This window comes from Klebsiella sp. CSG-1 (genome assembly GCF_056521145.1).
In genome coordinates this window covers 274,257-299,012 of sequence record NZ_JBWNLD010000007.1, presented here as the reverse complement: position 1 = coordinate 299,012, position 24,756 = coordinate 274,257, and the positions used below count along the sequence as shown (strand labels likewise).

Below are 24,756 nucleotides of genomic sequence, written 5' to 3'. Positions count from 1 at the left end.
CAGTCATTCGTTCCCACAATCCGGGCTTCCATAAACGCCTGAACGAGACGTCTGCCACCATGAGAAAAACCTGGCTCCCCTGGCTGATACTGTCGCCTTCCCTGCTGTTTTTACTGCTGTTTACCTGGTTCCCGCTGGGCCGCTCGGTGTACGACAGCCTGTTCGACACCCGCATGGCCAGCGACGGCGCGCCGTTCGTCGGGCTGGATAACTTCGTCCGCCTGTTCGCCGATAACGTCTTCTGGCAGTCGCTGCTCAACAACCTGCTCTATATCCTGCTGACCGTGGTCCCCGGCGTGACGCTGGCCCTGCTGCTGGCGGTGGCGCTGAGCGAAAACCACCGTGTTAACCGCTGGCTGCGCACCGCCTTCTTCTTCCCGATGATTATCCCGATGGTCAGCGCCGCCGCGCTGTGGCTGTTTATCTTTATGCCCGGCCTCGGCCTGCTCGACCACTATCTGGCGAAGCTGTTCGGACCAATGAATAACAACTGGCTGGGGCGCAGCAACAGCGCCCTGTTGGCGCTGGCGTTGATCGGCGTATGGAAGTTCGCCGGCTACTACATGCTGTTCTTCCTCGCCGGCTTGCAGAGCATCCCGGCCTCAACGCGCGAAGCGGCGATCATGGAAGGCGCCACCCGCAGCCAGGTGTTCTTTAAGGTCACCCTGCCGCTGCTGCGCCCGACCCTGAGCTTCGTCATCACCACCGCGCTGATCTACTCCATCACCCAGATTGACCACGTGGCGGTGATGACCCGCGGCGGGCCGGACAACGCCACCACCGTGCTGCTCTACTACATCCAGAATCTGGCGTGGGATACCCACGACCTCGGCAAAGCCTCCGCCGCCACCTTCCTGACCCTGGCCGGGCTGTTCGCCTTCTCGCTGCTTAACCTCAAACTGCTGGAGAAAGGAGCCCACTATGAGCGCTGAAGCCTCACCGCTGGTTGTTCGTTCGCCGGTCGCCTCATCCCCGCTGTGGCTGCGCCTGCGTCGCTCGCAGCCGTTCACCCTCAGCGTGCTGATGTGCTGCCTGGCCCTGCTGTGGGTCAGCCCGTTTATCTGGATGCTGGCCACCGCCTTCAGTGCCACCACCTTCGGCGAGGATATGGCCTCGCTGCTGCCGCGCCTGCCGCTGACGCTGGATAACTTCCGCGACGCCTGGGCCAGCGCCGACTGGCTAAGCCTGTACGCCAATACCCTGATCTTCACCTTCGGCACCTTCTTCGTGCAGCTGTTGACCATCACCACCGCCGGCTACGTCTTCGCCTGCCACCAGTTCCGCGGCAAGCAGACCCTGTTCCTGCTGTTCCTCGTCCAGCTGATGATCATGCCGGTGGTGATGATGGTGCCGAACATGCTGACCCTGAAGACCTTCGGCCTGCTCAACACCCTCACCGGGGTGATGATGCCCTACTTCACCTCGGCGTTCGGCGTGTTCCTGATGCGCCAGGCGTTCCTCGCCATCCCCAAAGAGCTGGAAGAAGCCGCCCTGATGGAGGGCTGCCGCTGGTGGCAGGTGCTGTTCCGCGTGCTGCTGCCGATGTCCTGGCCGTCGGTGCTGGCCTTCGCCACCGTCAGCATTACCTACCACTGGAACGAGTATCTGTGGCCGCTGATGATGCTCAACGATCCCGATAAGCAGGTGCTGACCGTGGGGCTGGTCTCCTTCGCCATGGGCGCCGAATCCGGCGGCCAGTGGGGCACCATCGGCGCCGGGACGCTGATGGTCTGCCTGCCGCTGATGCTGGCGTTCATCCTTTTCCAGAAACAGTTCCTGCGAAGCTTCGGCTTCTCCGGGATCAAATAAGGAGTTATCTATGCTGTTAGCCCAGATTTCCGATACCCATTTCCGCAGCCACGGACAGAAGCTGTACGGCTTTATCGACGTCAACGCCGCCAACGCCGACGTGGTCTCCCAGCTCAACGCCCTGACGGAGCGCCCGGACGCGGTGGTGGTCAGCGGCGATATCGTCAACTGCGGCCGCCCGCAGGAGTACGAAGTTGCCCGCCAGATCCTCGGCAGCCTGAACTATCCGCTGTATCTGATCCCCGGCAACCACGACGATAAAGAACTGTTTCTCGAATACCTGCACCCGCTGTGCCCGCAGCTCGGCAGCGACCCGCAGAACATGCATTACGCGGTGGACGACTTCGCCACCCGCCTGCTGTTTATCGACTCCAGCCGCACCGGCACCTCCAGCGGCTGGCTGACGGATGAGACCATTAAATGGCTGGAAGCCCAGCTGTTCGACGGCGGCGACAAGCCGGCGACGGTGTTTATGCACCACCCGCCGCTGCCGCTGGGCAACGCCCAGATGGACCCCATCGCCTGCGAAAACGGCCATCGCCTGCTGGCGCTGGTGGAGCGCTTTCCTTCCCTGACGCGCATCTTCTGCGGCCATAACCACAGCCTGACCCTGACCCAGCATCGCCAGGCGATCATCTCTACCGTGCCGGGCACCGTCCATCAGGTGCCCTATTTCCACGAGGACCGCCGCCCGTACTACGACCTCTCACCGGCGTCATGCCTGATGCACCGCCAGGTCGGCGAGCAGTGGGTCAGCTACCAGCACGCGCTGAGCCACCACGCCGGGCCGTGGCTGTATGACGAAAACATCAGTTGCCCAACGGAAGAGCGCTAATCCTCATGCTTAGTTTGCAAAACATCAGTAAGCGTTTTGACGGTAAACCGGCCCTCGACGCCCTCTCCCTCGATATTCACGAAGGCGAGTTTGTGGTGCTGGTCGGCCCCTCCGGCTGCGGCAAAAGCACCCTGCTGCGCCTGCTCGCCGGGCTGGAGCCGGTGAGCGAGGGAGAAATCTGGCTGCACGACCAGAACATCACCGCCCTGTCGCCGCGCGAGCGCAACTTCGCGATGATCTTCCAGAACTACGCCCTGTTCCCGCACCTGTCGGTACAGGACAACATCACCTTCGGCATGAAGGTGCGCAAAGAAGATAAGGCCAGCTGGCAGCCGCGGGTCGATAAAGTGGCGCAGATGCTGCAGCTGGAAACGCTGCTGGACCGCAAGCCGGCGAAGCTCTCCGGCGGCCAGCGCCAGCGGGTGGCGATGGCCCGCGCCATCGTGCGCAACCCGCGGCTGTTCCTGATGGACGAGCCGCTCTCCAACCTCGACGCGCGCCTGCGCAGCGAAGTGCGCGACAGCATTATGGATCTCCACCAGCAGCTGAAAACCAGCACCGTCTACGTCACCCATGACCAGACCGAGGCGATGTCGATGGCCGACCGCATCGTGGTGATGAACGGCGGCCACGTCCAGCAGGTCGGGCGGCCGGAGTACCTCTACGCCCATCCGGCCAACCTGTTCGTCGCCGGGTTTATCGGCTCGCCGGCGATGAACCTGCTGTCGCTGCCCTGCGCCGACGGCGAGGTGCGGCTCGGCGACCTGCGCCATCCGCTGCCGTCGCGCTATCGCGACGAGCCCCGGGTCTGGTTCGGCATTCGTCCGGAACATATCAGCGATCGCGTGGAGGAGGGCCACCTGCGCCTCTCCGCCACCGTGCTGCAACGAGAACTGATGGGAGCCGATTACCTGCTCCACGTCAGCACCCCCATCGGCACCCTGCGCTTTAGCCGCCGCCATCGCGGCGCGGTGCCGGAGAAAGGCGACACGCTGACCCTCGGCTTTTCGCCCGGGGATATTCATCTTTTTCATGCTGAGCAACAGCACAATTTACTCCAGGAGATTGACCATGCTTAAAACCCTGACAGCCGTCGGGCTTTCGCTTGCCCTCTGCGGCACGGCGCTGGCGAAAGAGAAGATCGATTTCATGTTTCCGGCGCCGGTTGACGGCAAGCTGACCATGGAGATGACCCGCGTCATCAAAGCCTTTAACGATTCGCAGCAGGATGTCGAAGTGCGCGGGATCTTCACCGGCAACTACGACACTACCAAGATCAAAGCCGAATCGGCGCAGAAGGCCGGGCAGCCGCCGGCATTGGTGATCATGTCCGCCAACTTCACCACCGACCTGGCGCTAAAGGATGAGATCCTGCCGATGGACGAGCTGTTCCGCTATGGCGATCAAAAAGCGGGAGACTTCCTGGTCAACGAGTTCTGGCCGGCGATGCACAAGAACGCCCAGGTGATGGGCACCACCTACGCGATCCCGTTCCATAACTCGACGCCGATCCTCTACTACAACAAAACGATGTTCGAGCAGGCCGGGATCACACAGCCGCCGCAGACCTGGGCCGAACTGCTGGCGGATGCCAAAAAGCTGACCGACGAGAGCAAAGGTCAGTGGGGGATCATGCTGCCGTCGACCAACGACGACTACGGCGGCTGGATCTTCTCGGCGCTGGTACGCGCCAACGGCGGAAAATACTTTAACGAAGACTATCCCGGCGAGGTCTACTACAACGCACCGACCACCATCGGGGCACTGCGCTTCTGGCAGGATCTGATCTACAAAGACAAAGTGATGCCCTCCGGCGTGCTCAACTCGAAGCAGATCAGCGCCAGCTTCTTCTCCGGTAAGGTGGGGATGGCGATGCTCAGCACCGGCGCGTTGGGCTTTATGCGCGAGAACAGCAAAGATTTTGAGCTCGGAGTGGCGATGCTGCCGGCGAAAGAGCAGCGCGCGGTACCGATCGGCGGCGCCAGCCTGGTGAGCTTTAAAGGTATCAACGACGCGCAGAAGAAAGCGGCCTATCAGTTCCTGACGTATCTGGTGAGCCCGCAGGTCAACGGCGCATGGAGCCGCTTCACCGGCTACTTCTCGCCGCGCAAAGCCGCCTACGATACGCCGGAGATGAAGGCCTATCTGCAGCAGGATCCGCGCGCGGCAATTGCTCTGGAGCAGCTGAAGTACGCCCATCCGTGGTACTCCACCTGGGAGACCGTCGCCGTGCGTAAAGCGATGGAGAACCAGCTGGCGGCGGTGGTTAACGACGCCAAAGTGACGCCGGAAGCAGCGGCACAGACGGCGCAGAAAGAGGCCGACGCGCTGATGAAACCCTACGTCGACAAAACCGCCCTTGCTGAGGTGAAGTAAGCTCCCTTGTCGCTCCGGCGCCTCTCCCCGGTGGCGCGATGCTTACCGGGGCTACTGACCGGCGCCGTACCGTCGCCCGGGCAAGGGGTGTACCCCACCGCCCGGGAACCTCCCCGCTGGCGCTGCACTTACCGGGGCTACTGACCAGCGCCGTACCGTCGCCCGGGCAAGGGGTGTACCCCACCGCCCGGGAACGTGCTCCCCGCTGGCGCTATGCTTACCGGGGCTACTGACCAGTGCCGCACCGTCGCCCGGGCAAAGGGTTTACCCCGCCACCCGGGAACGTGCTCCCCCGCTAGCGCTGCGCTTACCGGGGCTACTGACCAGCGCCGTACCGTCGCCCGGGCAAGGGGTGTACCCCGCCGCCCGGCATAAATATGCATAAATGGTTAATACGGATTTAAAATCAGTCTCACGTATTTCCCTATCGCCAGCAATAAAGTGCGGGCGTGGCGTCACGCCCTTTCCCTTACACCTGTCTCTTGAGCGGATCCTCTGCTCAAGAGACAGTCCACAAATCCGGCAGTCCAGCCTGATTAACGCAGAGGCGGTGTGCGCGGCGGTACCAGACGTTGACTACCGGTTGCTTCAAAAGCCGACCCGAAGCGGAGCAGATTATTGTCGTCATAAGCCCGGCCGGCGAAGGTGAGACCTACAGGCATACCTATATCGGCCATCACCCCCATGGGGACGGTAACGGTCGGGACACCCAGGTGACGAATGGCGAGGTTACCGTTAGCGACCCAGACGCCATTGCTCCAGGCGATATCGGCCGAAGCAGGGTTGATATGCGCATCCGCCGGTCCGACGTCAGCCACGGTCGGGAACAGCACGGCATCAAGTCTGAGCTCGTCCATCCACTCTTCCAGATCCAACTTACGCGTTTTCTCCAGACCGCGCAGACCATCCGGTACGCTTGCGATTTGGTTGTACGCTTTGAGGCCACGTTTGGCCATATTGACATACTCCTCCATGCCCGCCGCGAGATCGCCTTCGCGGTTCGGGAGCGTGCCCAGATCGTGCGGGAATATAAGAGGACCGTTGGCATCCGCCAGTTTGTTAAGTTCAGGGTCACCGTTGGCGCGCAGGAATTCGTCAAAAGCCCAGCCAGAAAGTTCCCAGAGCTCATCATTGAGGAACTCTGGCGAGACGATCCCACGATTAAATACGGTTGGCGCACCGGGACGGTCACCTTCGCAGTTTGATACCAGCGGGAAATCCACTTCCACAACGTCTGCGCCAGCCTCTTCCAGCGTTTTTCGCGCGGCTTCCCAAAGGTCTATCACCGAAGCGCGCGTATGAATGCGTTGACCGGTTGGCCCACCAATACCGGGATTTTCACCCGTACCGGCCAACTCATCTTTATTAATAAACATCCGCGGCACGCCGAAGCGTTTGCCTTTAAGCGTATCGGGTTTGACGTTGAGCTCCAGGTAGGAAGCAGGCCGAACCTCCGAAGATTTGGGTATTTTCACCCAGGGCTGCAGCCGCCACAGGTCGCCACGAGTTATTGGATCGTCGGCAACAACAACATCCAGAACTTCAAGCAGGTCGACCATCGTACGGGCGTAAGGTACCACCACATCCATTGTTGGCGTCAACGGCCAGTTACCGCGAACAGAAATCACGCCGCGTGACGGCGTATAAGCGCACAGACCATTATTAGAAGCAGGGCCTCGGCCGCTCGACCAGGTTTCTTCAGCCAGGCCAAATGCGGAGAAACTCGCCGCTGTACCCGTACCGGCACCATTAGAAGAACCGGAGGCGAACGGTGCGGTAAGATAATCGGCGTTATACGGACTTTCAGCGCGCCCGTAGTGACCTCGCTGCATGCCGCCATTAGCCATTGGCGGCATGTTGGTTTTACCCAGGCAGATGGCACCTGCGGTGCGTAAGCGCTCGACGGCAAACGCATCGTACTGGGCAATTAAATCCTTAAAGGCCGGGCTACCGGCAGCGGCGGTAAGGCCCTTAACTAAATAGCTGTCCTTAGCGGTATAAGGTATGCCATCCAGTGGACCCAAGGGTTCGCCACGGGCACGACGCGCGTCCGAGGCCTCTGCTTCCGTGAGCGCATCAGGGTTACGTACAACCACAGCATTCAATTTAGTCTGCGTCTCGGGGCCATTGTAGGCATCTATTCGGGCAAGATAAGCCTTAACCAGCTCGACCGCTGTGGTTTGACCTGACTCAAGCGCTTTTCGCAGCTCGGCAATAGACACCTCGGTTACTTCGAACATGCTGCTCCCTCCTGGATCAAAATGAATGATTGATTGTTTCGCTCTCCCGAGCCAGACATATTGCAGTTCTCATCGCTCTTTTTCATAGACCATACTCCTTTATCAGGATTATTTACGTTAAGGACTTATTCTCTGGTTAATTTATTACTATCCTCAAAACATTAATTTACGGCTTGCGTTAGTTTTTCATGGGACTTTTCAGCACGCCGAATAATAATGTCACCCACAGCCAGGACAATAATGACTCCCGACAGGATTGGGCCACTATGGTGCCACTCAATAATGCCTTTGGGTAAATCCGGGAAAATAAATAGCATGGCGCACATAAAAATAAACACCATGCACAACAGCGAGCAGCCGATAGCAACTGGCAATCCCCCCGGTACTTTAAATGGTCTAGGCGTGGATGTATCACAAATGCGAAGCTTAATAAATGAGGCGAAAAATAAAAGGTAGCTGATAATAATACAGGCACTGGAAAAAGAGAAAATTGACCAGAACATGTTTGCATTATCCCCTTGGGCAAACCAGGCGTAAACTAAAGTTATAACTGTCGAAACGATTCCTAAAATACGATTAGCCCAGTAAGGTGTATTGTTCCTGGGGTGCCAACGACCAATAAAAGCGGGTAGTTCACCTTCTCTCGCGGCTTCCGCTGCAGCACGACTGGGCGCCATAGCCCACGTCACCTGGTTACCAACAATCGAAAGCATAAAAAAGACACAGACCAGAATAATGAGTGGACTGCCTTCCCCAAGCAACGGACCAAGGGCATCGACTATACCGGAAACAAGATTGAGATTTTCCAGGGGAATGGCCATCAGAATCCCCATGGAGCCGAACACGTAAAGGAAAGCAATGGCCAGAGAAGCTAAAAGAATGGCCCGGGGCATATCTCTCACAGGATTGCGAAGCTCTTTACCCATACAGGCAACCAGCTCTAATCCGACAAGGTTATAAACAATGACGGCCAGGAACCCGATACCTGAAGATGCTGAAGGGAGCATCGTCTGAAGCGAAAATTCGTTGGCAGGCCCATGCACAAACAGATGATAAAACCCGGCGATACCAAGGATCATTATCACGGTAATTTTAAAAATTGCCCCGGAGACTGTCAGCCAGATACCCACGCTGGTTTTAAAATTAATGAAAGCGATCGTGAGCCAGCTCATCACCAGAACTATTGCCACCTGCCACATCAGGGACAATTCCGGCATAAAAACACGAGCAAACATACCGGCGAAGAGAATATACCCTGCCGGCATCCAAAGGCCACCGGCCAACCAGTATAAATAAACGGCTCTGGTTGACATACGTGCACCAAAAGCCCTGCGGATCCAGTCATATATACCTCCTTCCGCAGGATAAGCCGTACCCAGCTCTGAAGTGATCAATGAGTAAGGGACAATGAAAAATATTAAAGTTATCCCCCACCAGAAAAGACCGCTGGGGCCTATTGCTGCCGAAGCAGTAAGCGTTTCAAGGACAATAACCGCACACATACAAAATAATGAAATTTGTGTTATTCCCATTCTTCCCTTATTACTTTGTGAGTCCATAAGAGGCTTCCTGTTATATTTGACGGTTTATTAATTTCCCGGTACATATCGGGTAGCTATTAACGCGTTGTCGTTTATCATTCATCCTGCCGAGGTTAATAAAGCAATACATATGCCAGTTATTTTACATTTTTAACTTATTGAATTTATGCATATTTAGCAAAAAAATACCCATAGCCAAAAATCATCACTTCGCTTAAATTTAAGCAGGGCGCCAGATTTTAATCAGTCGGGAGAAAAAAAGTGAAAGTTGATATTGATCACGAATTACAGGCGGCAATAAAAGTTTTTGAGCGCTTTTTTGATGTCCTTGGCCAGCCTTTTTCGGTCCTGAATGCGGCAGGGGAACATGTTTATTACAACCAGGAAAATGCCGATCTGGATGAGTGTCAGCGTAAGGATGTTCTCGGCAGACACATGCTTAGGGCTTTTCCTTCCATTCATGCTGATGACAATGAAATGCTCAGGGCACTGCGATATGGTGAGGAATCAATTAATCACCAGAAAAGTTATTATACTCCCAGCGGTAAACTGATTGATTATCAGCATACAACGGTGCCACTCTTCAACTCCTCCGGGAAGATAATGGGTGTCATCGAGTCAGGCCAGGATCTTTCCCGTTTTCGGAAGTTGCAGCGTCATTTGTCTGTGCTCAATGAAAAATTATTTAGTCGGGACGCGGGGGAGCAACCCGAAATTATTCATGATTCAGAAGCGATGCAGCAGGTTCTCGATCGTGCAGCACGACTGGCGGCGAGTCATGTGCCGGTTATGGTGATTGGCGAAACAGGAACCGGGAAGGAGTTACTGGCGAATTTCGTTCACAATCACAGCCCCCGTCGTCATAAACCCTTTATAGCGCTGAACTGCGGCGCATTGCCGGTCACGCTCATTGAGAGCACTCTCTTTGGCACGGTGAAGGGGGGATTCACTGGCGCAGAAAATACTCGCGGCTATCTTGAGCTTGCTCATGGAGGCACGCTGTTTCTTGATGAGCTGAATGCGTTGCCGGTCGATGTGCAGGGGAAAATACTCCGTTTTTTACAGGAGAAGACGTTCTGGAAAGTAGGAGGTAGTAAAGAACTAAAAGCAGATATCCGCATTATCGCGGCAATGAATGAATCTCCTTTCGATATGATCAGACAGAAGAGATTACGTGACGATCTGTTCTACAGGTTAGAAATTGGTATGGTGGTTATCCCTCCCCTCAGAGAGAGGAAAGATGAAATTATTCCTCTGGCTCGCCATTTTATGGCCAAACACCAGGCGAATAGCAACAAGGATGTTTATCCTTTCCTTGCATCGGTTGAAAAGCAGCTACTTGATTACGACTGGCCGGGTAACGTCAGGATGCTGGAAAACGTCATTGTGAGGAGTCTCTTACTTCAAAAAACGCCGGGTCCGTTGACTGAGCTTTTCTTTAATCATGAAACCGATGTCATTACACATTTTTCTGCCGAAGCATCCTCGCAAAGCGCTTCTCTGGTCGAAACCTATCGTGAAAACCTTACCGTCGAAGAAGGGACATTGACGGATAAACTTGAGCAGTATGAATACCAGATCTTAATCGAGGCTTTAAAAGAAGCTCATGGGTGCGTGGCTAAAGCCGCAAGGATGCTGGGAATTTCACGTGGAGCGCTGCAGTATAAAGTGAAAAAACACAATATTATGTTCAGTCTGGAAGAAAAAAGAGCGTGAATTTGCAGCTTCGGTCGTGAATAACAAAATCAGGACGCCTGTGTAGCCACTTTCAGCGGGGTTATATATTTACGTAGAGATAATCCTCCATCACCATGGGTGGTTGCGTGTTGCACCACGGGGATATCCCGATATCACCTGTTGCCTGGTGAAGATCCATAGAGTCCTTGCGAATTAGCCGACCAGCACAGATGTCAGACATCGCATTGCCGAGCCTGCAGCTAAATAGCGCGACAGGCAGACGGTACAGCCTGGCTGACCAATCCTGTCTTGTTTGAGAGAACATTCGCTGTTATCTGAATGCACAGAGTCCCGGGCCTCAACGAGGTATTTTTTTGTTGTACGCCTTGAGAAATTGCTGGCTGATGGGGCAAAAAAACAGGCCACAGCGCTGTGTGGCCTGAAAGTGGATCAACGATTAGATTCCTGCCGTTTCACGAATGTATTTACGCGCTTTGAGGGCGTATTCGAAGGGGTTAGCCAGCGCCGGATCCTGTTCGGCTTCAACCACCATCCAGCCTTTGTAGCCATGGTCGTCCAGCAGTTTGAACACCGGACGGAAGTCGATCACGCCATCGCCAGGCACGGTGAAGGTGCCTTTCTTCACGCCATCAAGGAATGACAGCCCTTCGCGACGAACCTGCTCAATCACCGGCGGACGGACATCTTTCAGGTGCACGTGGTTGATACGCGGCAGGTATTTCTTGAGGATCGCCAGCATCGGCGCTTCGCCCCCTTCGGAATACCAGGCGTGTCCGGTGTCGTACAGCAGAAAGACTTTGTCATCGACCAGCGACATAAATTTGTCGATCTCTTCGCTGGTCTGAATACCGGTCCCCATATGGTGGTGCAGACACACCTGCATGCCCTTCTCGGCGGCCAGGCGCCCCAGCGTGTTGTAGCCTTCGGCGACGCGCTGCCACTCTTCCTCGCTGAAGCAGGGTTTTGCCTCGCCGAGAATCGGTTTTTCCAGCCCCTGAATGCTGCCGCTTTGCTCGGAGCAGCCAATCACTCTCGCCCCCATCGCGTGCAGGAAATTCATGTGATTCACAAACTCGTCAATGGTCTTTTCCCGCTGCCCGTTGGCAAAAAAGGTGCTGAACCAGGCATTGCAGATCTGAATGCCGCGAATATCCAGCATCGGCTTCAGCACCGCCGGATCGCGCGGGTATTTGCTGCCCACTTCGCTGCCGCTAAACCCCGCCAGCGCCATTTCGCTGACAATCTGCTGAAAGGTATTTTCGCTGCCCAGTTCAGGCATATCATCGTTGGTCCAGCCAATAGGGGCGATCGCCAGTTTTACATTATCTTTGTTCATAAAAATGCTCCTGTTGCCGCGCTTTAGCGACGCAGCAATTCACGTTCGATGAGTTCACGGGTTTCCACTGCCTGGTATTTCATTTTTTCCGGGTAGCCAAATAACGAGGCGGCCACAATCGGCGCGCCGCCGACCTTGAAGGTCTGCTCGGCAAATTTCATTTCGCGCAGGGTGCGGAACAGCGCGTCGAAATCCACATCCCCCTCGCCAACGCCCACATGCTGGTGGACCGCGGCATCCACGCCCGGCGGATTAACGATATAGCGGCAGTGCTTGGTATGGTTGCGGGTATCGGCGATCAGCACATGGGAGAGATCGCTTCCCGCATAGCGCAGCATTTTCTCGACCTCACCTTTCCCTTTGTCATAAAAGAAAGTGTGCGGAACGCTGTATACGTACTTCACATTCTCGCTACGGAACGACTTCACGATATCGACGGTTTCGTTGTTCTCTTCGCAGAAGTCCCACGGATGCGCCTGAATCTCCACGCGAATACCTTCGCGCTCGAAAATGGGCAGCAGCTCATCCATCGAGCGATAGAACATCTCTTCGCAGATTTCCGGCTGATTCGGATCGCCGGAAAACTCGGTGTTGATCACCTGCACACCCATTTCTACCGCCACTTCGATCAGCCGTTTCCAGTTTTTTACCGCCGCCTGACGGCGCAGTTCATCCGGGCCGGACCAGCGGTAAACGCAGATAAACGAGGAGATCTCCACGCCGGTCTCACGCAGCGCCTGTTTGTACTCGGCAATCACTTCCCGACCGGCGCGCGGATGTTTGTAGAACGGGTTAATCTGCGGATGGGGCGATTGCTCAATGTACTTGTAACCCCATTCCGCAACCTGGTGGACCATCCGGGTAATCCCGAGATCGCGAATCACATCAACGTCGAAAGCAATTTTCATCGTCGTTACCTGTTCAAAGAAGTTCCGTAAGCGAGAGGCGGATTAGCGTTTGTAGAATGCCGGGCACTCAGGCAGCGTCACCTCAACCGGCTCGCTGGTTCCCTGAGCTTTAATACAGGCGTCAGCAGCCACGGATGCCGCATAGCCGTCCCATGCCGATGGGCCCTGCAGCTGACCTGCCTGAACATCATTGATGAAGGCCTGCAGCTCCACGTCGTAGGCTTTGATAAAGCGATCTTTCCAGTCGGTCAGGATGGCGGTCGACAGGTTAGCGGCTTTGCGCATCTGTACTGCTGACGGCTCAGGCAGGCGGGCAATACCGGTTTCGCCCACCACTTCGCACTGAATGTCGTAGCCGTACTGGCAGTTGACGAAGACTTCCACGTCGATCAACGTGCCTTTTTTGGTTTCAAACGACACAATCTGTGGGTCTTTCAGACGCGCGTGGGTATGGGAAGTAGAGCGCGGGAAGCGCACCTGTACCGAACAGTAGTCATCGTTGAGCAGCCAGCGCAGCACGTCCAGCTCGTGGATCAGGGTGTTGGTGATCGCCATGTCGGTGGTGTAGTTCTCACCGACCGACTGGTTACGGTGCGCGCAGCGCAGCATCAGCGGCGCGCCGATATCACCATCATCAATGACTTTTTTCAGCGCCAGGTAGCCTTCATCGTAAGGACGCATAAAGCCCACCTGCACCAGGCGGCGGCCCGCTTTCATTTCCGCATCGACTATGCGGCGGCAGCCTTCCGCGCTCATCGCCAGCGGCTTCTCGCAGAACACCGGTTTGCCGGCGGCGATCGCCGCAAGGGTATACTCTTCGTGCGTCGGATCCCACGAGGTGACAAGGATAGCGTCGACATCGCTGGACTGGATAACATCGTGGCCGTCGGTGTAGATTTCCGCCTGCACGCCCGGCAGCGCTACCGCCGCACGTGCGCTCTCCGCATTGATATCCGACACCGCCACCACGGTGGCTCCCTGTAAGACCTGGGTACAACGACGGATATGTTCTTTCCCGATGGCGCCAGCGCCGATGACACCTAATTTGAGTGACATAGTGGTTTTCTCCGTGATTCTGTAGGGTTCAAGGTGAGCGTTCTGTTCTAGTAATCCCGCGCTTCGGCGCGTTTTTCATTAATCATTTCAGCAACTTTGCGAATACGTTCTGACAAGGCCGTTTGGGCGACGCCGACGTTCCACCAGCTGCCGTAGGAATGCACCATGGTCTTCGGCAGCACTTTAATATCAATCAGCGTGCTGATCGTCTCGCGACGCGCGGCATCCAGCGCCTGACGCAGCTCATTCAGGGTGGTGACACGCCAGGTTTTGCAACCGTAGCCCGCCGCAATAGTGGCGAAATCGACCGGCACCAGGCCGCCCTGCAGCTGCCCGTTCTCCGCTGAGCGATAGCGAAACTCGGTGCCGAAGCTGCCCATACCGTGGCCAATCTGCAGGTTGTTGATGCAACCGTTGGCCATATTGTCGAGCAGTACCACGTTGATCTTCGCCCGCTCCTGCAACGAGGTCACCAGCTCAGAGTGCAGCATCATGAAAGAGCCGTCTCCGACCAGGGAATAGACTTCGGTTTGCGGCTGCGCCAGCTTCACCCCCAGCGCGGCATTCACTTCATAGCCCATGCAGGAGTAGCCGTACTCTACGTGATAGGTGTTGGGGGCCCGGTTGCGCCAGACGCGCTGCAGATCCCCGGGCAAGCTGCCCGCTGCCGCCACAATTACCGCATCCGCCGCAAGCGTTTCATTGAGTACCCCCAGCACGCTGCTCTGGGTCAGCGTGGAGTCGGTGATCTGGCGAAATTCCCGATATACCGACTCGCGATCGAGAGCATCATCGACTTCCGGGACAAAAGCCTCTTCCTGCCAGACGGACTGATAGACGCGCTGGGTCTCTTTCAGCTGGCGGCTCTGGACGCTGTCAATCTGCGCGCCCCAGTTCGCCTGCCAGCCTTCGCCGGCCAGCGCGCTGTCCAGTGAGGTCAGGGCTTCGCGGGCATCAGCCAGCAGCGGAATGCCGTCAAGTTTCCAGGCATCGAAGTTGCTGACGTTGACATTCAGAAAGCGCACGCCGGGGTGCTGGAACAACCATTTTGATGAGGTGGTGAAATCGCTAAAGCGGGTGCCGATACCGATAACCAAATCGGCTTCTTTCGCCAGCAGGTTGGCGGCCAGGCAGCCGGTTTCGCCGACGCCGCCGACGTTCAGCGGATGGGAGGAGACCACCGTCCCTTTCCCGGCCTGAGTTTCTGCGAACGGAATGCCGTAGCGTTCCGCGAAGCGGGACAGGGCTTCCCCGGCACCGGCATATTTCACCCCGCCGCCGCAAATAATCAGCGGTTTACGGCTGGCCTTAATGGCCGCCACCGCATCCGCCAGCTGGGCGGCGCTGGCCGGACGGCGATCGAGACGATGCACGCGGCGAACAAAGAACGACTCCGGGTAATCCCAGGCTTCGCCCTGCACATCCTGCGGCAGACAGAGAGTGACGGCGCCGGTTTCCGCCGGATCGGTCAGGACGCGCATCGCGTTAATGCAGGCGCTCATCAGCTGTTCCGGGCGCGTAATGCGATCCCAGTATTTGCTGACGGCCCGGAAGGCATCGTTGGTGCTGATGCTGAGGTCATAGCTTTGCTCAACCTGCTGCAGCACCGGATCCGGCTGACGGCTAGCAAACACATCGCCGGGCAGCAGCAGCAGAGGAATGCGGTTGGCGGTGGCCGTCGCGGCGGCGGTAATCATATTGGCCGCCCCCGGTCCGACGGAAGAAGTGCAGGCAATGATCTGGCGGCGCAGAGACTGGCGGGCGAAACCGGTGGCGGCGTGCGCCATACCTTGTTCGTTACGCCCCTGGAAGACCCGCATTTCGCCGCTGTCTTGTTCCAGCGCCTGGCCCAGCCCCAGCACGTTGCCGTGGCCAAAGATGGCGAAAATACCTTTTACGAATTTATGCTCTTCGCCATCCACGTCGAGAAACTGGTTATCAAGGAACTTCACCAGCGCCTGTGCCATTGTCAGTCTCAGTTTGCCCATCTTGCACAATCCTTATTGTTCAGTATTTGTGTGTGGGTTAGCGCGTTTTCCCCGTACTACACGCTTGTCACAGCCGCGGGAAATCGTTAACGTCCACTGGAATACTTTTGGATTATAGGCAAACATTTTTTTCATTAAATAGAAATACAGAAAAAATATTTCATTTTGCGAGAGGGATCAAACTCTCTCTCTGTTTCACCCGTTTCACCCATGCCGGCCACACCGCCTTCGGCCGCTCAAGGCGCGCCGCCGCTTAAATATCCCTTTAAAAATCATGCATAAAGCACTCTCTTACCGAACCATGCCGCAGCAGGCGTCATCCGCGCCTTCGATCCTTTGCAGAATGGGGCCTGGCGCGGCAGAGTGGTAGATCCCTCACACTTTTGGTTTTTTAATTTCGATCTCATTTGCAAATGAAATATTTATTTCTCAAACTAGGGATATCCGTTCACCCTCAGGCTGTGTGTGGAGTCCTTGTCGGCATTCCGACCCTTCCGTACAGCAGATATGTAAAAGGAAAACCTAGCTATGAATGCAGCAGTAAAGCGGCTCGACGTCATCTGTATTGGCCGGGTGGCTGTCGACCTCTATGCCCAGCAGATTGGTGCAAGGCTAGAAGATGTTGCCAGTTTCTCTAAATATCTGGGCGGCTCTTCCGGCAACGTAGCCTTTGGTACCGCCATTCAGGGATTAAAATCAGCCATGCTGGCGCGCGTCGGCGATGAGCACAATGGCCGTTTTCTACGCGAAACGCTCGGCCGGGTCGGGGTCGATACCGAATACCTGATCACGGATAAACAGCGTCTCACCGCGCTGGTGATGCTGGGCATTAAAGATCAGGAGACCTTCCCGCTCATTTTTTACCGTGATAATTGTGCCGATATGGCGCTGGTGCCTGAGGATATTAACGAGGAGTACATCGCCTCTTCCCGTGCGCTGGCGGTAACGGGCACGCACCTCTCTCATCCCAACACCCGCGCGGCGGTACTGAAAGCGCTGGAGTACGCCCGCCGTCACGGCCTGCGCACCGCGCTGGATATCGATTACCGTCCGGTGCTGTGGGGATTGACCTCGCTGGGTGACGGTGAAACGCGTTTCATCGAATCCGGTCCGGTCACCAGTCAGCTTCAGGAAGTGCTACATCTGTTCGATTTAGTGGTCGGTACAGAAGAGGAGTTCCATATTGCCGGCGGCAGCACCGATACGCTGACCGCGCTGAAAAATGTCCGCCATGCGACCAAAGCGACGCTGGTCTGCAAACGGGGCCCGATGGGCTGCGTGGTGCTGGAAGGCGACATTCCCGATAGCTGGGACAGCATTCCGCTCCAGCAGGGCGTACGGGTTGAGGTACTCAACGTGCTGGGCGCGGGCGATGCCTTTATGTCCGGTCTGCTGCGCGGCTGGCTGAATGATGAAGGCTGGGAACAGGCGTGTCGCTACGCCAACGCCTGCGGCGCGCTGGTGGTCTCGCGCCACGGCTGCGCGCCGGCGATGCCGACCAAAGTCGAGCTGGATGATTATCTGCTGCGGGCGGAATCCGTGCCACGTCCGGATATCGACGCGCGATTAAACCATTTACACCGCGTCACCAGCCGCCGTCAGCAGTGGCCGGAGCTGTGCATTTTCGCTTTTGATCATCGTAAACAGTTGGCGGATCTGGCCCATGAAACCGGATGCGATCCGGCCTCTATTCCCCGGCTCAAGCTGCTGCTGCTGGCAGCCGCCGAAGCGGCCGCCAAAGAGGCGGGGCTGGAACAGCGCAGCGGGATTCTCGCCGACGGCACCTACGGTCAGAGCTCGCTGAATGCCATTACCGGTAAAGGCTGGTGGATTGGTCGCCCTATCGAGCTGCCGGGTTCGCGCCCGCTGCGTCTGGAACACGGCAACATTGGTTCCCAGCTGATCGACTGGCCGCTGGAGCATGTGGTGAAATGCCTGGTCTTCTATCATCCGGCAGATCCGGCACCGCTGCGGGCTGAGCAGGATGCGCTGCTGCTGGAAGTCTGGCAGGCCTGCAACAAGTCCGGACACGAGCTGCTGCTGGAAGTGATCCAGCCGGAAAATGGCCCGGATAAAGACGAGCGTCACTACCACACGATGCTGGAACATTTTTACCAGCTCGGCATTCAGCCGGACTGGTGGAAGCTGCCGCCGCTCTCCAGCGCCAGCTGGGAAAAGATCGCGGGTCTGATCGCGCGCGAAGATCCCTGGTGTCGCGGGATCCTGCTCCTTGGCCTCGATGCGCCGTCAGATCGGCTGCGCGCCGGGTTTGCCGAGGCCGCCGGCCACCCGATCATCAAAGGCTTCGCCGTCGGACGTACCATTTTTGGCCAGCCTTCACGGCGCTGGATGGCGGGCGAACTGAGCGATGAGGCGCTGATTGGCGAGGTGAAACGCAACTACCTGACGCTCATCGACTACTGGCGTGAAGCCCGCGGTTAACCGCGATAAAACCCGCCCGCGCCTCCCGGTGCGGGTTTTTTTTCTGTTTCTTCGTGAAATGAATCGCGTATTTCATCGCAAAAAATGAAAAATTCGCTTCATTTGGTACACTGGAAGTTATATTCCTTTCATTTTCTCAGAGCGCAATCTATGGCCAATAATCCGACCCAACTGACCATCCTGCAGGATGAAATCCGGCGTCGCTACGATACATTAAGCAAACGCTTAAAACAGGTGGCACGCTATATTCTGGATAACAGTAATAGCGTCGCTTTCGATACCGTCGCCTCCATCGCCCAGCAGGCGGATGTCCCGCCATCGACGTTGATCCGTTTCGCTAATGCGTTCGGTTTTAGCGGCTTTAACGAAATGAAGCAGATGTTCAGACAGCATCTGATGGAAGAGACCGCCAACTATACCGAACGCGCGCGCCTGTTCCGCCAGACCACCAACGATGAAACGTCGCCGCCGGAAACGCCGACTGAAATTCTCAATATGTTCACCATGGTGAATACCCAGGCGCTGCAGCAGCTGGCGATGCAGACCTCTGGCGATGATCTCGAGCGCGCGGTCGCCCTGCTGGCGGAGGCGGAGAATATCTATGTGATTGGCCTGCGCCGCTCGTTTAGCGTCGCCTCCTATTTGACCTATGCGCTGCGTCATCTTGACCGTAAAGCGTTTCTGATCGATGGCCTCGGCGGAATGTTCACCGAGCAGCTGAGCCTGGTGGGACCGAAAGATGTGGTGGTCGCCGTAAGCTTCTCGCCCTACGCGCGTGAAGTTGTCGAGCTGGTTGAACTTGGCGCCCAGCGCAAGGCGCGACAGATTGCGATTACCGACAGCCAGGTCAGCCCGCTCGCGGCCTTCAGCGATGTCTGCTTTGTGGTACGTGAAGCACAGGTTGACGGTTTCCGCTCCCAGGTGGCCTCTCTGTGCCTGGCTCAGACGCTGGCCGTGTCACTGGCGCTGAACAGCAGCAAAGAACCGCAAACCCAGCAGAACCTCGCCTGACCCTGCCCCCTCTCCCGGATTCCGCGCCAGCGCCTTATCCGGGCGACCATCCCCTGTAGCCCCGGTCAGCGCAGCGCCACCGGGGGAATATCTCCGCCCATCAGGAAACCTCCCGGATTCCGCGCCAGCGCCTTACCCGGGCGACCATCCCCCTGTAGCCCCGGTCAGCGCAGCGCCACCGGGGGAATATCTCCGACCTTCAGGAAACCTCCCGGATTGCCGCGCCAGCGCCTTATCCGGGCGACCATCCCCCCGTAGCCCCGGTCAGCGCAGCGCCACCGGGGGAATACTATCGGGCAGCCACCGGGGAACAGGAGCAGACAAAAAGGGCCGCTAAGCAAAAACTTAGCGGCCCTTTTAACGCTTGCGATCCGTCAGTCGTGACGAGGATAGTCAGGACTGTTGATCCACGCGTGGTCCTCTTCCCAGGTAAACAACCACTTGCGCTCCGGCCCGGCCATCACGTTCAGATAATAGCTGTCATACCCGGCAATCGCCGCGACCGGGTGATAGCCGCGCGGCACCATCACCACATCGTGGTTGTAAGGCGCCATGCAGGCATCCAGGCTGCGGTCATCGGTATATACCCGCTGGAGTGCGAAGCCCTGCGGCGGATCGAAACGGTGATAGTAGGTCTCTTCCAGCTGGGTCTCTTTACCCGGCTGCGCGGTATCGTGTTTATGCGACGGCCAGGAGCTGGTGGCGCCTTCGTCGGTATACACCTCCACCACCAGCAGACAGTCGGCCTGCGCATTATCCGGCAGGATATTGTGCACCAGACGCTGATTACGCCCTTTGCCACGATGTTCAACGCCCACATCCTGCGGACGAATCACCCGCGCCGGCAGCGTACCCTTACCTGGCGCGCTACACACCGCCAGTTCAAGGTCAGAATCCGCCGTCACCTCCACCTTGTCCTGCGTCGGGACATACACCGCCCACGGCGGCGTACGTTCAAACGGCGACATTCGCTGTCCCAGCCCGGGGAAGTCGGCCTTCGTCGTTTTAACCGACGCCAGCCCGGCAACCAGCACCAGACACAGCTCGCGCTCGCCGCTTTCCAGCGTAATGCTCTGCCCTTTTTTCAGCATCCACACATCAAAACCGATATAGCGCCAGCCGGCGCTTTGCGGCGTGATGTGCTGGATCTGCCCCTCTTTTCGTGATTTAGCCAGTAACGACATGGCGTTCTCCTTCGCCGATTAACCTAATGTCGGCATGCTGAATTCAGATACGGTTTGCTGCCCTTCCGGCCAACGCACGGTGGCGGTTTTCATCCGGGTGTAGAAGCGCACGCCGTCAGGTCCATGGACGTTGAGGGCGCCAAATACCGAGCGTTTCCAGCCGCCGAAGCTGTGGAAGGCCATTGGTACCGGAACCGGCACGTTCACCCCGACCATTCCGGCCTGGACATCATGCACGAATTCACGGGCGGTGTGTCCATTGCTGGTGAAGACGGCGCTGCCGTTGCCAAATTCGTGGCTGTTCACCAGCTCCAGCGCGCTGTGATAGTCCGCCACGCGGACAATGCCCAGTACCGGTCCAAAAATCTCTTCCCGCCAGATGGTCATATCCGGCGTCACGTGGTCGAACAGCGTACCGCCGACATAGTACCCGTCATCATAGCCTGACACGCGCAGCTTACGCCCGTCGACGACCAGTTTCGCCCCTTCGCTGGCGCCTTTATCGATATAGCCCAGCACTTTCTTCTGATGGGTATCGGAAACCACCGGGCCCATTTCGTTCTCTTCTTTGCCGCGCATGCATCCCGGCCCGACTTTCAGCGCTTCCACCAGCGGCTTCAGACGCGCAATCAGCTTATCCGCCGTTTCATCACCCACCGCGACTACGACCGGCAACGCCATGCAGCGCTCGCCCGCAGAACCAAACGCACCGCCCATAATCGCATTTACCGTCGCATCCAGATCCGCATCCGGCATCACAATCGCATGGTTTTTCGCCGCGCCAAAGGCCTGCACGCGTTTACCGTGGGCGCTGGCGGTTTTGTAGATATATTCGGCAACGCCGGAGGAGCCGACGAAGCTGACCGCCGCAATACGCGGATCGGTATACAGCTGCTCGGCATCATCGTTGCTGCAGTGCACAACGTTAAAGACGCCATCCGGCAGGCCTGCTTCCTTCAGCAGTTCAGCCAGGCGTACCGCGGCCGTCGGGGCCAGCGCCGGCGGCTTGAGGATGAAGCTGTTGCCGCAGGCCAGCGCCAGCGGGAACATCCACATCGGAACCATCGCCGGGAAGTTAAACGGCGTAATCCCCGCCACCACACCCAGCGGCTGCATCAGCGAATAGCTGTCCACGCCGGTGCCGACGTCAGATGAGTATTCACCTTTAATCAGATGCGGAATACCGCAAGCAAATTCAACCACTTCCAGACCACGGGTCAGTTCACCCAGTGCATCTGACCAGACCTTACCGTGCTCGCTAACGATGATTCCCGCCAGCTCCTCAGCATGTTGCTCAAGCAGCATTTTAAAGTTGAACAGCACGCGGGCGCGGCGTAGCGGCGTGGTGCGCGACCAGCTTTCAAAGGCATCACGGGCAACCTGAATGGCATCAGAGACTTCCTGAGCGGTCGACAAAGTGACTTCGCGCACCACCTTGCCCGTCGCCGGGTCGTACACCGGCATCGTTTCATTGCTGCTGCTGGTGACGGTTTTCCCGCCAATAAAGTTTCCTGTGATCGTCATCTTCTCGCCTCATGATGTGGGAAGGCCAACGCTGCGGCCCCTTTCCGATTTTGCTGTGCTATAACCGTAGTAAAATGAAACTTATATTTCAATGTTGATGTAGAATGAAATTCTATTTTGGTGATGACCGTCGCATTTCCCGACTGCAGCGCTCGAGTTTCGTCCAGAAAGCGCCAGCGATAAGATTCAGCTGCCACGCCATCTGTGCCCGATGTAACTTAGAGCGGTAAAGTACGATTATTTGCGAAGCAGCTCAAAGATCCACCATTTCAGTCATTGCTAATTATGAAATAAATGTTTTGACTTACAGTCGATCGAATAAACCCAACCTATCGTCATTCAGGAGAGCCACATGGCTATCGCACTGCAACGTTTCTGTCTTAATCGCAAGATCGCCCCATCGCTGAGCATCGAGGCCTTTTTCCGTCTGGTGAACAGTCTTGGGCTGAATAAGGTCGAGTTGCGTAACGATTTGCCCGCAGGCAAAGTGACCGACGATCTCAGCCATCAGCAGGTGCGCGAGCTGGCCGACCGCTACCATATTGAGATTTTGACCATCAATGCGGTGTACCCGTTTAACCGCCGCACGGAGCAGGTTCGCGGCCTGGCCGAATCGTTGTTGCAGGAGGCCAGAGCCATTGGCGCTAAATCGCTGGTCCTGTGTCCGCTCAACGATGGCAGCGAAGTACCGGCCAGCGAAACGCTGAGCGCGCTGCGCGATCTGTCGCCGCTGTTCTCGTTTTACGGCGTGCGGGGCCTGGTTGAACCGCTGGGTTTCCCGCAGAGCTCACTGCGCTCTGCCGCGCAGGCGCAGACGCTCATCCGCGATGCGAAAGTCCCGTTTAAGCTACTGATTGATACCTTCCACCACCATCTCTATCCGCAGGCGGATGCCGAGTTTAGCCAGGTGGATATCGCTGACATTGGTCTGGTGCACCTCTCCGGCGTGGAAGATGCCCGTCCACGGGAAAACCTGACCGACGACGAACGTATCATGCTGACGGAAAAAGATCGGCTGCATACCTGTGAGCAAATCAAACACCTCGAAGCCCGGGGTTATCAGGGGGTGTATGCGTTCGAACCGTTTGCGCCGGAGCTGGCATCCTGGAGCGAAGAGGATATCCGCCGCGAGACGGAACGGAGCATCGCGCTCATTCAACGCCATTGCGCCTGAGAGAAATCAACGCCACGCCAGGCGAATGCAGCGATTTCTCACGTCGGTTTGCGGCCAGTTTGCCTATAATCGACGCAGGATAAATGGAGGAATCGATCATGAGCGCACCCCTGCTGATTGCCCGCACGCGGGAAAAACAGCTGCATTTGCTACCGGGAATGGCCAACCGCCACGGCCTGATTACCGGTGCGACCGGCACCGGTAAAACCGTCACCCTGCAAAAACTGGCGGAGTCCTTTTCCGAAATCGGCGTACCGGTGTTTATGGCCGATGTAAAAGGCGATCTGACCGGGATTGCCGCAGCGGGCCAAAGCTCGGAGAAACTGCAGGCGCGGCTGGAAAAAATCGGCGTCACCGACTGGCAGCCCCACGCTAACCCGGCGGTGGTGTGGGATATTTTCGGCGAGAAAGGCCACCCGGTCCGGGCGACGGTGTCCGATCTCGGGCCGCTGCTGCTGGCGCGATTATTGAATCTCAACGAGGTCCAGTCCGGCGTACTGAATATTATCTTCCGCATCGCCGACGATCGCGGCCTGCTGCTGCTCGACTTTAAAGATCTGCGCGCCATCACCCAGTATATCGGTGACAACGCCAAAGCTTTTCAAAACCAGTATGGCAACATCAGCAGCGCCTCGGTCGGCGCTATCCAGCGCGGCCTGCTGACCCTGGAGCAGCAAGGGGCGGAGCACTTTTTCGGCGAGCCGATGCTCGACATCGAGGACTGGATGCGCCTCGACGAGAACGGCAAAGGGGTGATTAATATCCTCAGCGCCGAAAAACTGTATCAGATGCCGAAACTCTACGCCGCCAGCCTGCTGTGGATGCTCTCGGAGCTCTACGAGCGCCTGCCGGAAGCCGGAGATCGGGAAAAGCCGAAGCTGGTCTTTTTCTTCGATGAAGCGCATCTGCTGTTTAACGATGCGCCTCAGGTGCTGCTGGATAAAATCGAGCAGGTTATCCGCCTGATTCGCTCCAAAGCCGTGGGGGTTTACTTCGTCTCACAGAACCCGTCGGATATTCCCGATGCGGTTCTCGGCCAGCTGGGCAACCGGGTTCAGCACGCCCTGCGCGCCTTTACGCCGAAAGATCAAAAAGCGGTGAAAACCGCGGCCCAGACCATGCGCGCCAACCCGGCTTTCAGCACCGAACAGGCTATCCAGGAGCTGGGTACCGGCGAAGCGCTGATCTCCTTCCTCGATGAAAAAGGCAGCCCGTCGGTGGTCGAGCGCGCGATGGTGATCGCCCCCTGCTCACGCATGGGACCGGTGACGGACGACGAGCGTAATGGCCTGATTAACCACTCCGCGCTGTACGGCAAGTATGAAGAAGAGGTCGATCGCGAGTCCGCATTTGAAATGTTGCAAAAAGGGGTACAGGCAACCCCAGAACAACAGGCGGCTCCGCCGGCAAAAGGCCAGACGGGCAGCGCTGACGACGGTCTGCTGGGCGGGCTGAAAGATATTTTGTTCGGCACCACCGGTCCACGCGGCGGCAAACATGATGGTCTGGTACAAACGGCCGCTAAAAGCGCGGTTCGGCAGGTGACCAATCAGATAGTCAGGGGCATGCTGGGGAGTTTACTCGGCGGGCGAAAACGGTAGTCTCATCCCCCTCCCGGCAGGCGGGAGGGGGAC

At 57.2% G+C, this 24,756-nt stretch carries 19 protein-coding genes; 11 read left to right on the top strand and 8 right to left on the bottom strand.

Annotated elements, in window-relative coordinates:
- Positions 1-59: 59 nt before the first annotated feature.
- The 6 genes from AC007G_RS18710 to AC007G_RS18685 are packed head-to-tail and all read left to right on the top strand — an operon-like array spanning position 60 to position 5,253.
- Entirely contained in the window at positions 60-932 is an 873-nt protein-coding gene (locus tag AC007G_RS18710; RefSeq protein ID WP_032689738.1) for a carbohydrate ABC transporter permease, read from the top strand.
- A complete protein-coding gene (locus tag AC007G_RS18705; RefSeq protein WP_032689739.1) occupies positions 922-1,809 on the top strand; it encodes a carbohydrate ABC transporter permease in 888 nt (295 codons plus the stop codon). Before AC007G_RS18710 ends, AC007G_RS18705 begins: the two co-directional genes overlap by 11 nt.
- A 10-nt stretch (positions 1,810-1,819) precedes the next feature.
- Entirely contained in the window at positions 1,820-2,644 is an 825-nt protein-coding gene (locus AC007G_RS18700) for a phosphodiesterase (RefSeq protein ID WP_142630513.1), read from the top strand.
- Between the two features lie 5 nt (positions 2,645-2,649).
- Positions 2,650-3,723, top strand: a complete 1,074-nt coding sequence (locus AC007G_RS18695; protein ID WP_099973454.1) for an ABC transporter ATP-binding protein — start codon at positions 2,650-2,652, stop codon at positions 3,721-3,723.
- Entirely contained in the window at positions 3,716-5,020 is a 1,305-nt protein-coding gene (locus tag AC007G_RS18690; protein ID WP_099973453.1) for an ABC transporter substrate-binding protein, read from the top strand. The genes AC007G_RS18695 and AC007G_RS18690 overlap by 8 nt, the downstream gene beginning before the upstream one ends.
- Positions 5,021-5,058: 38 nt before the next feature.
- Positions 5,059-5,253 carry a hypothetical protein gene (locus tag AC007G_RS18685; protein ID WP_142630515.1) on the top strand — a complete coding sequence of 65 codons (195 nt, stop codon included), beginning with the start codon at positions 5,059-5,061 and terminating at the stop codon, positions 5,251-5,253.
- A gap of 303 nt (positions 5,254-5,556) precedes the next feature.
- Here the strand turns inward: AC007G_RS18685 and AC007G_RS18680 are convergent, their stop codons facing one another.
- Complete coding sequence (locus tag AC007G_RS18680; protein ID WP_131064361.1) at positions 5,557-7,260, bottom strand: amidase; 1,704 nt, start codon at positions 7,258-7,260, stop codon at positions 5,557-5,559.
- Positions 7,261-7,421: 161 nt separating this feature from the next.
- Positions 7,422-8,819 (bottom strand): APC family permease, encoded by a 1,398-nt coding sequence (locus tag AC007G_RS18675; RefSeq protein ID WP_032697188.1) that lies wholly within the window; start codon positions 8,817-8,819, stop codon positions 7,422-7,424.
- Between the two features lie 243 nt (positions 8,820-9,062).
- On the opposite strand from AC007G_RS18675, the gene AC007G_RS18670 reads away from it, so the two are divergent.
- Positions 9,063-10,517 (top strand): sigma-54 interaction domain-containing protein, encoded by a 1,455-nt coding sequence (locus AC007G_RS18670; RefSeq protein WP_048619674.1) that lies wholly within the window; start codon positions 9,063-9,065, stop codon positions 10,515-10,517.
- Positions 10,518-10,935: 418 nt separating this feature from the next.
- Here the strand turns inward: AC007G_RS18670 and iolE are convergent, their stop codons facing one another.
- Genes iolE through iolD form a run of 4 tightly spaced genes read right to left on the bottom strand, consistent with a single transcriptional unit; the run spans position 10,936 to position 15,787 of the window.
- Positions 10,936-11,835, bottom strand: a complete 900-nt coding sequence (iolE, locus tag AC007G_RS18665; RefSeq protein ID WP_032689750.1) for a myo-inosose-2 dehydratase — start codon at positions 11,833-11,835, stop codon at positions 10,936-10,938.
- A gap of 23 nt (positions 11,836-11,858) precedes the next feature.
- Positions 11,859-12,743, bottom strand: coding sequence for a sugar phosphate isomerase/epimerase family protein (locus tag AC007G_RS18660; protein WP_032689751.1), 885 nt, complete (start codon positions 12,741-12,743; stop codon positions 11,859-11,861).
- Between the two features lie 42 nt (positions 12,744-12,785).
- Positions 12,786-13,799 (bottom strand): bifunctional inositol 2-dehydrogenase/D-chiro-inositol 1-dehydrogenase, encoded by a 1,014-nt coding sequence (gene iolG / locus AC007G_RS18655; protein ID WP_032697187.1) that lies wholly within the window; start codon positions 13,797-13,799, stop codon positions 12,786-12,788.
- 47 nt (positions 13,800-13,846) lie between these two features.
- The gene (gene iolD, locus AC007G_RS18650; protein ID WP_131066576.1) at positions 13,847-15,787 is read right to left on the bottom strand and encodes a 3D-(3,5/4)-trihydroxycyclohexane-1,2-dione acylhydrolase (decyclizing); all 1,941 of its coding nucleotides are present in this window, start codon (positions 15,785-15,787) and stop codon (positions 13,847-13,849) included.
- A gap of 528 nt (positions 15,788-16,315) precedes the next feature.
- Here iolD and AC007G_RS18645 point away from each other — a divergent pair.
- Both AC007G_RS18645 and AC007G_RS18640 read left to right on the top strand, forming a co-directional pair.
- Entirely contained in the window at positions 16,316-18,229 is a 1,914-nt protein-coding gene (locus AC007G_RS18645) for a bifunctional 5-dehydro-2-deoxygluconokinase/5-dehydro-2-deoxyphosphogluconate aldolase (RefSeq protein ID WP_064384585.1), read from the top strand.
- A gap of 150 nt (positions 18,230-18,379) precedes the next feature.
- Positions 18,380-19,240 (top strand): MurR/RpiR family transcriptional regulator, encoded by an 861-nt coding sequence (locus AC007G_RS18640; protein WP_032689755.1) that lies wholly within the window; start codon positions 18,380-18,382, stop codon positions 19,238-19,240.
- A gap of 374 nt (positions 19,241-19,614) precedes the next feature.
- Here the strand turns inward: AC007G_RS18640 and iolB are convergent, their stop codons facing one another.
- Both iolB and AC007G_RS18630 read right to left on the bottom strand, forming a co-directional pair.
- Positions 19,615-20,424, bottom strand: a complete 810-nt coding sequence (iolB, locus tag AC007G_RS18635; protein ID WP_032689761.1) for a 5-deoxy-glucuronate isomerase — start codon at positions 20,422-20,424, stop codon at positions 19,615-19,617.
- An 18-nt stretch (positions 20,425-20,442) separates the two neighbouring features.
- A complete protein-coding gene (locus AC007G_RS18630; protein WP_032689762.1) occupies positions 20,443-21,948 on the bottom strand; it encodes a CoA-acylating methylmalonate-semialdehyde dehydrogenase in 1,506 nt (501 codons plus the stop codon).
- A gap of 352 nt (positions 21,949-22,300) precedes the next feature.
- Here AC007G_RS18630 and AC007G_RS18625 point away from each other — a divergent pair, with 352 nt between their 5' ends.
- Both AC007G_RS18625 and AC007G_RS18620 read left to right on the top strand, forming a co-directional pair.
- Positions 22,301-23,122 (top strand): TIM barrel protein, encoded by an 822-nt coding sequence (locus AC007G_RS18625; protein ID WP_032698302.1) that lies wholly within the window; start codon positions 22,301-22,303, stop codon positions 23,120-23,122.
- Between the two features lie 98 nt (positions 23,123-23,220).
- Positions 23,221-24,723, top strand: coding sequence for a helicase HerA-like C-terminal domain-containing protein (locus AC007G_RS18620; RefSeq protein ID WP_032689764.1), 1,503 nt, complete (start codon positions 23,221-23,223; stop codon positions 24,721-24,723).
- Positions 24,724-24,756: the final 33 nt, after the last annotated feature.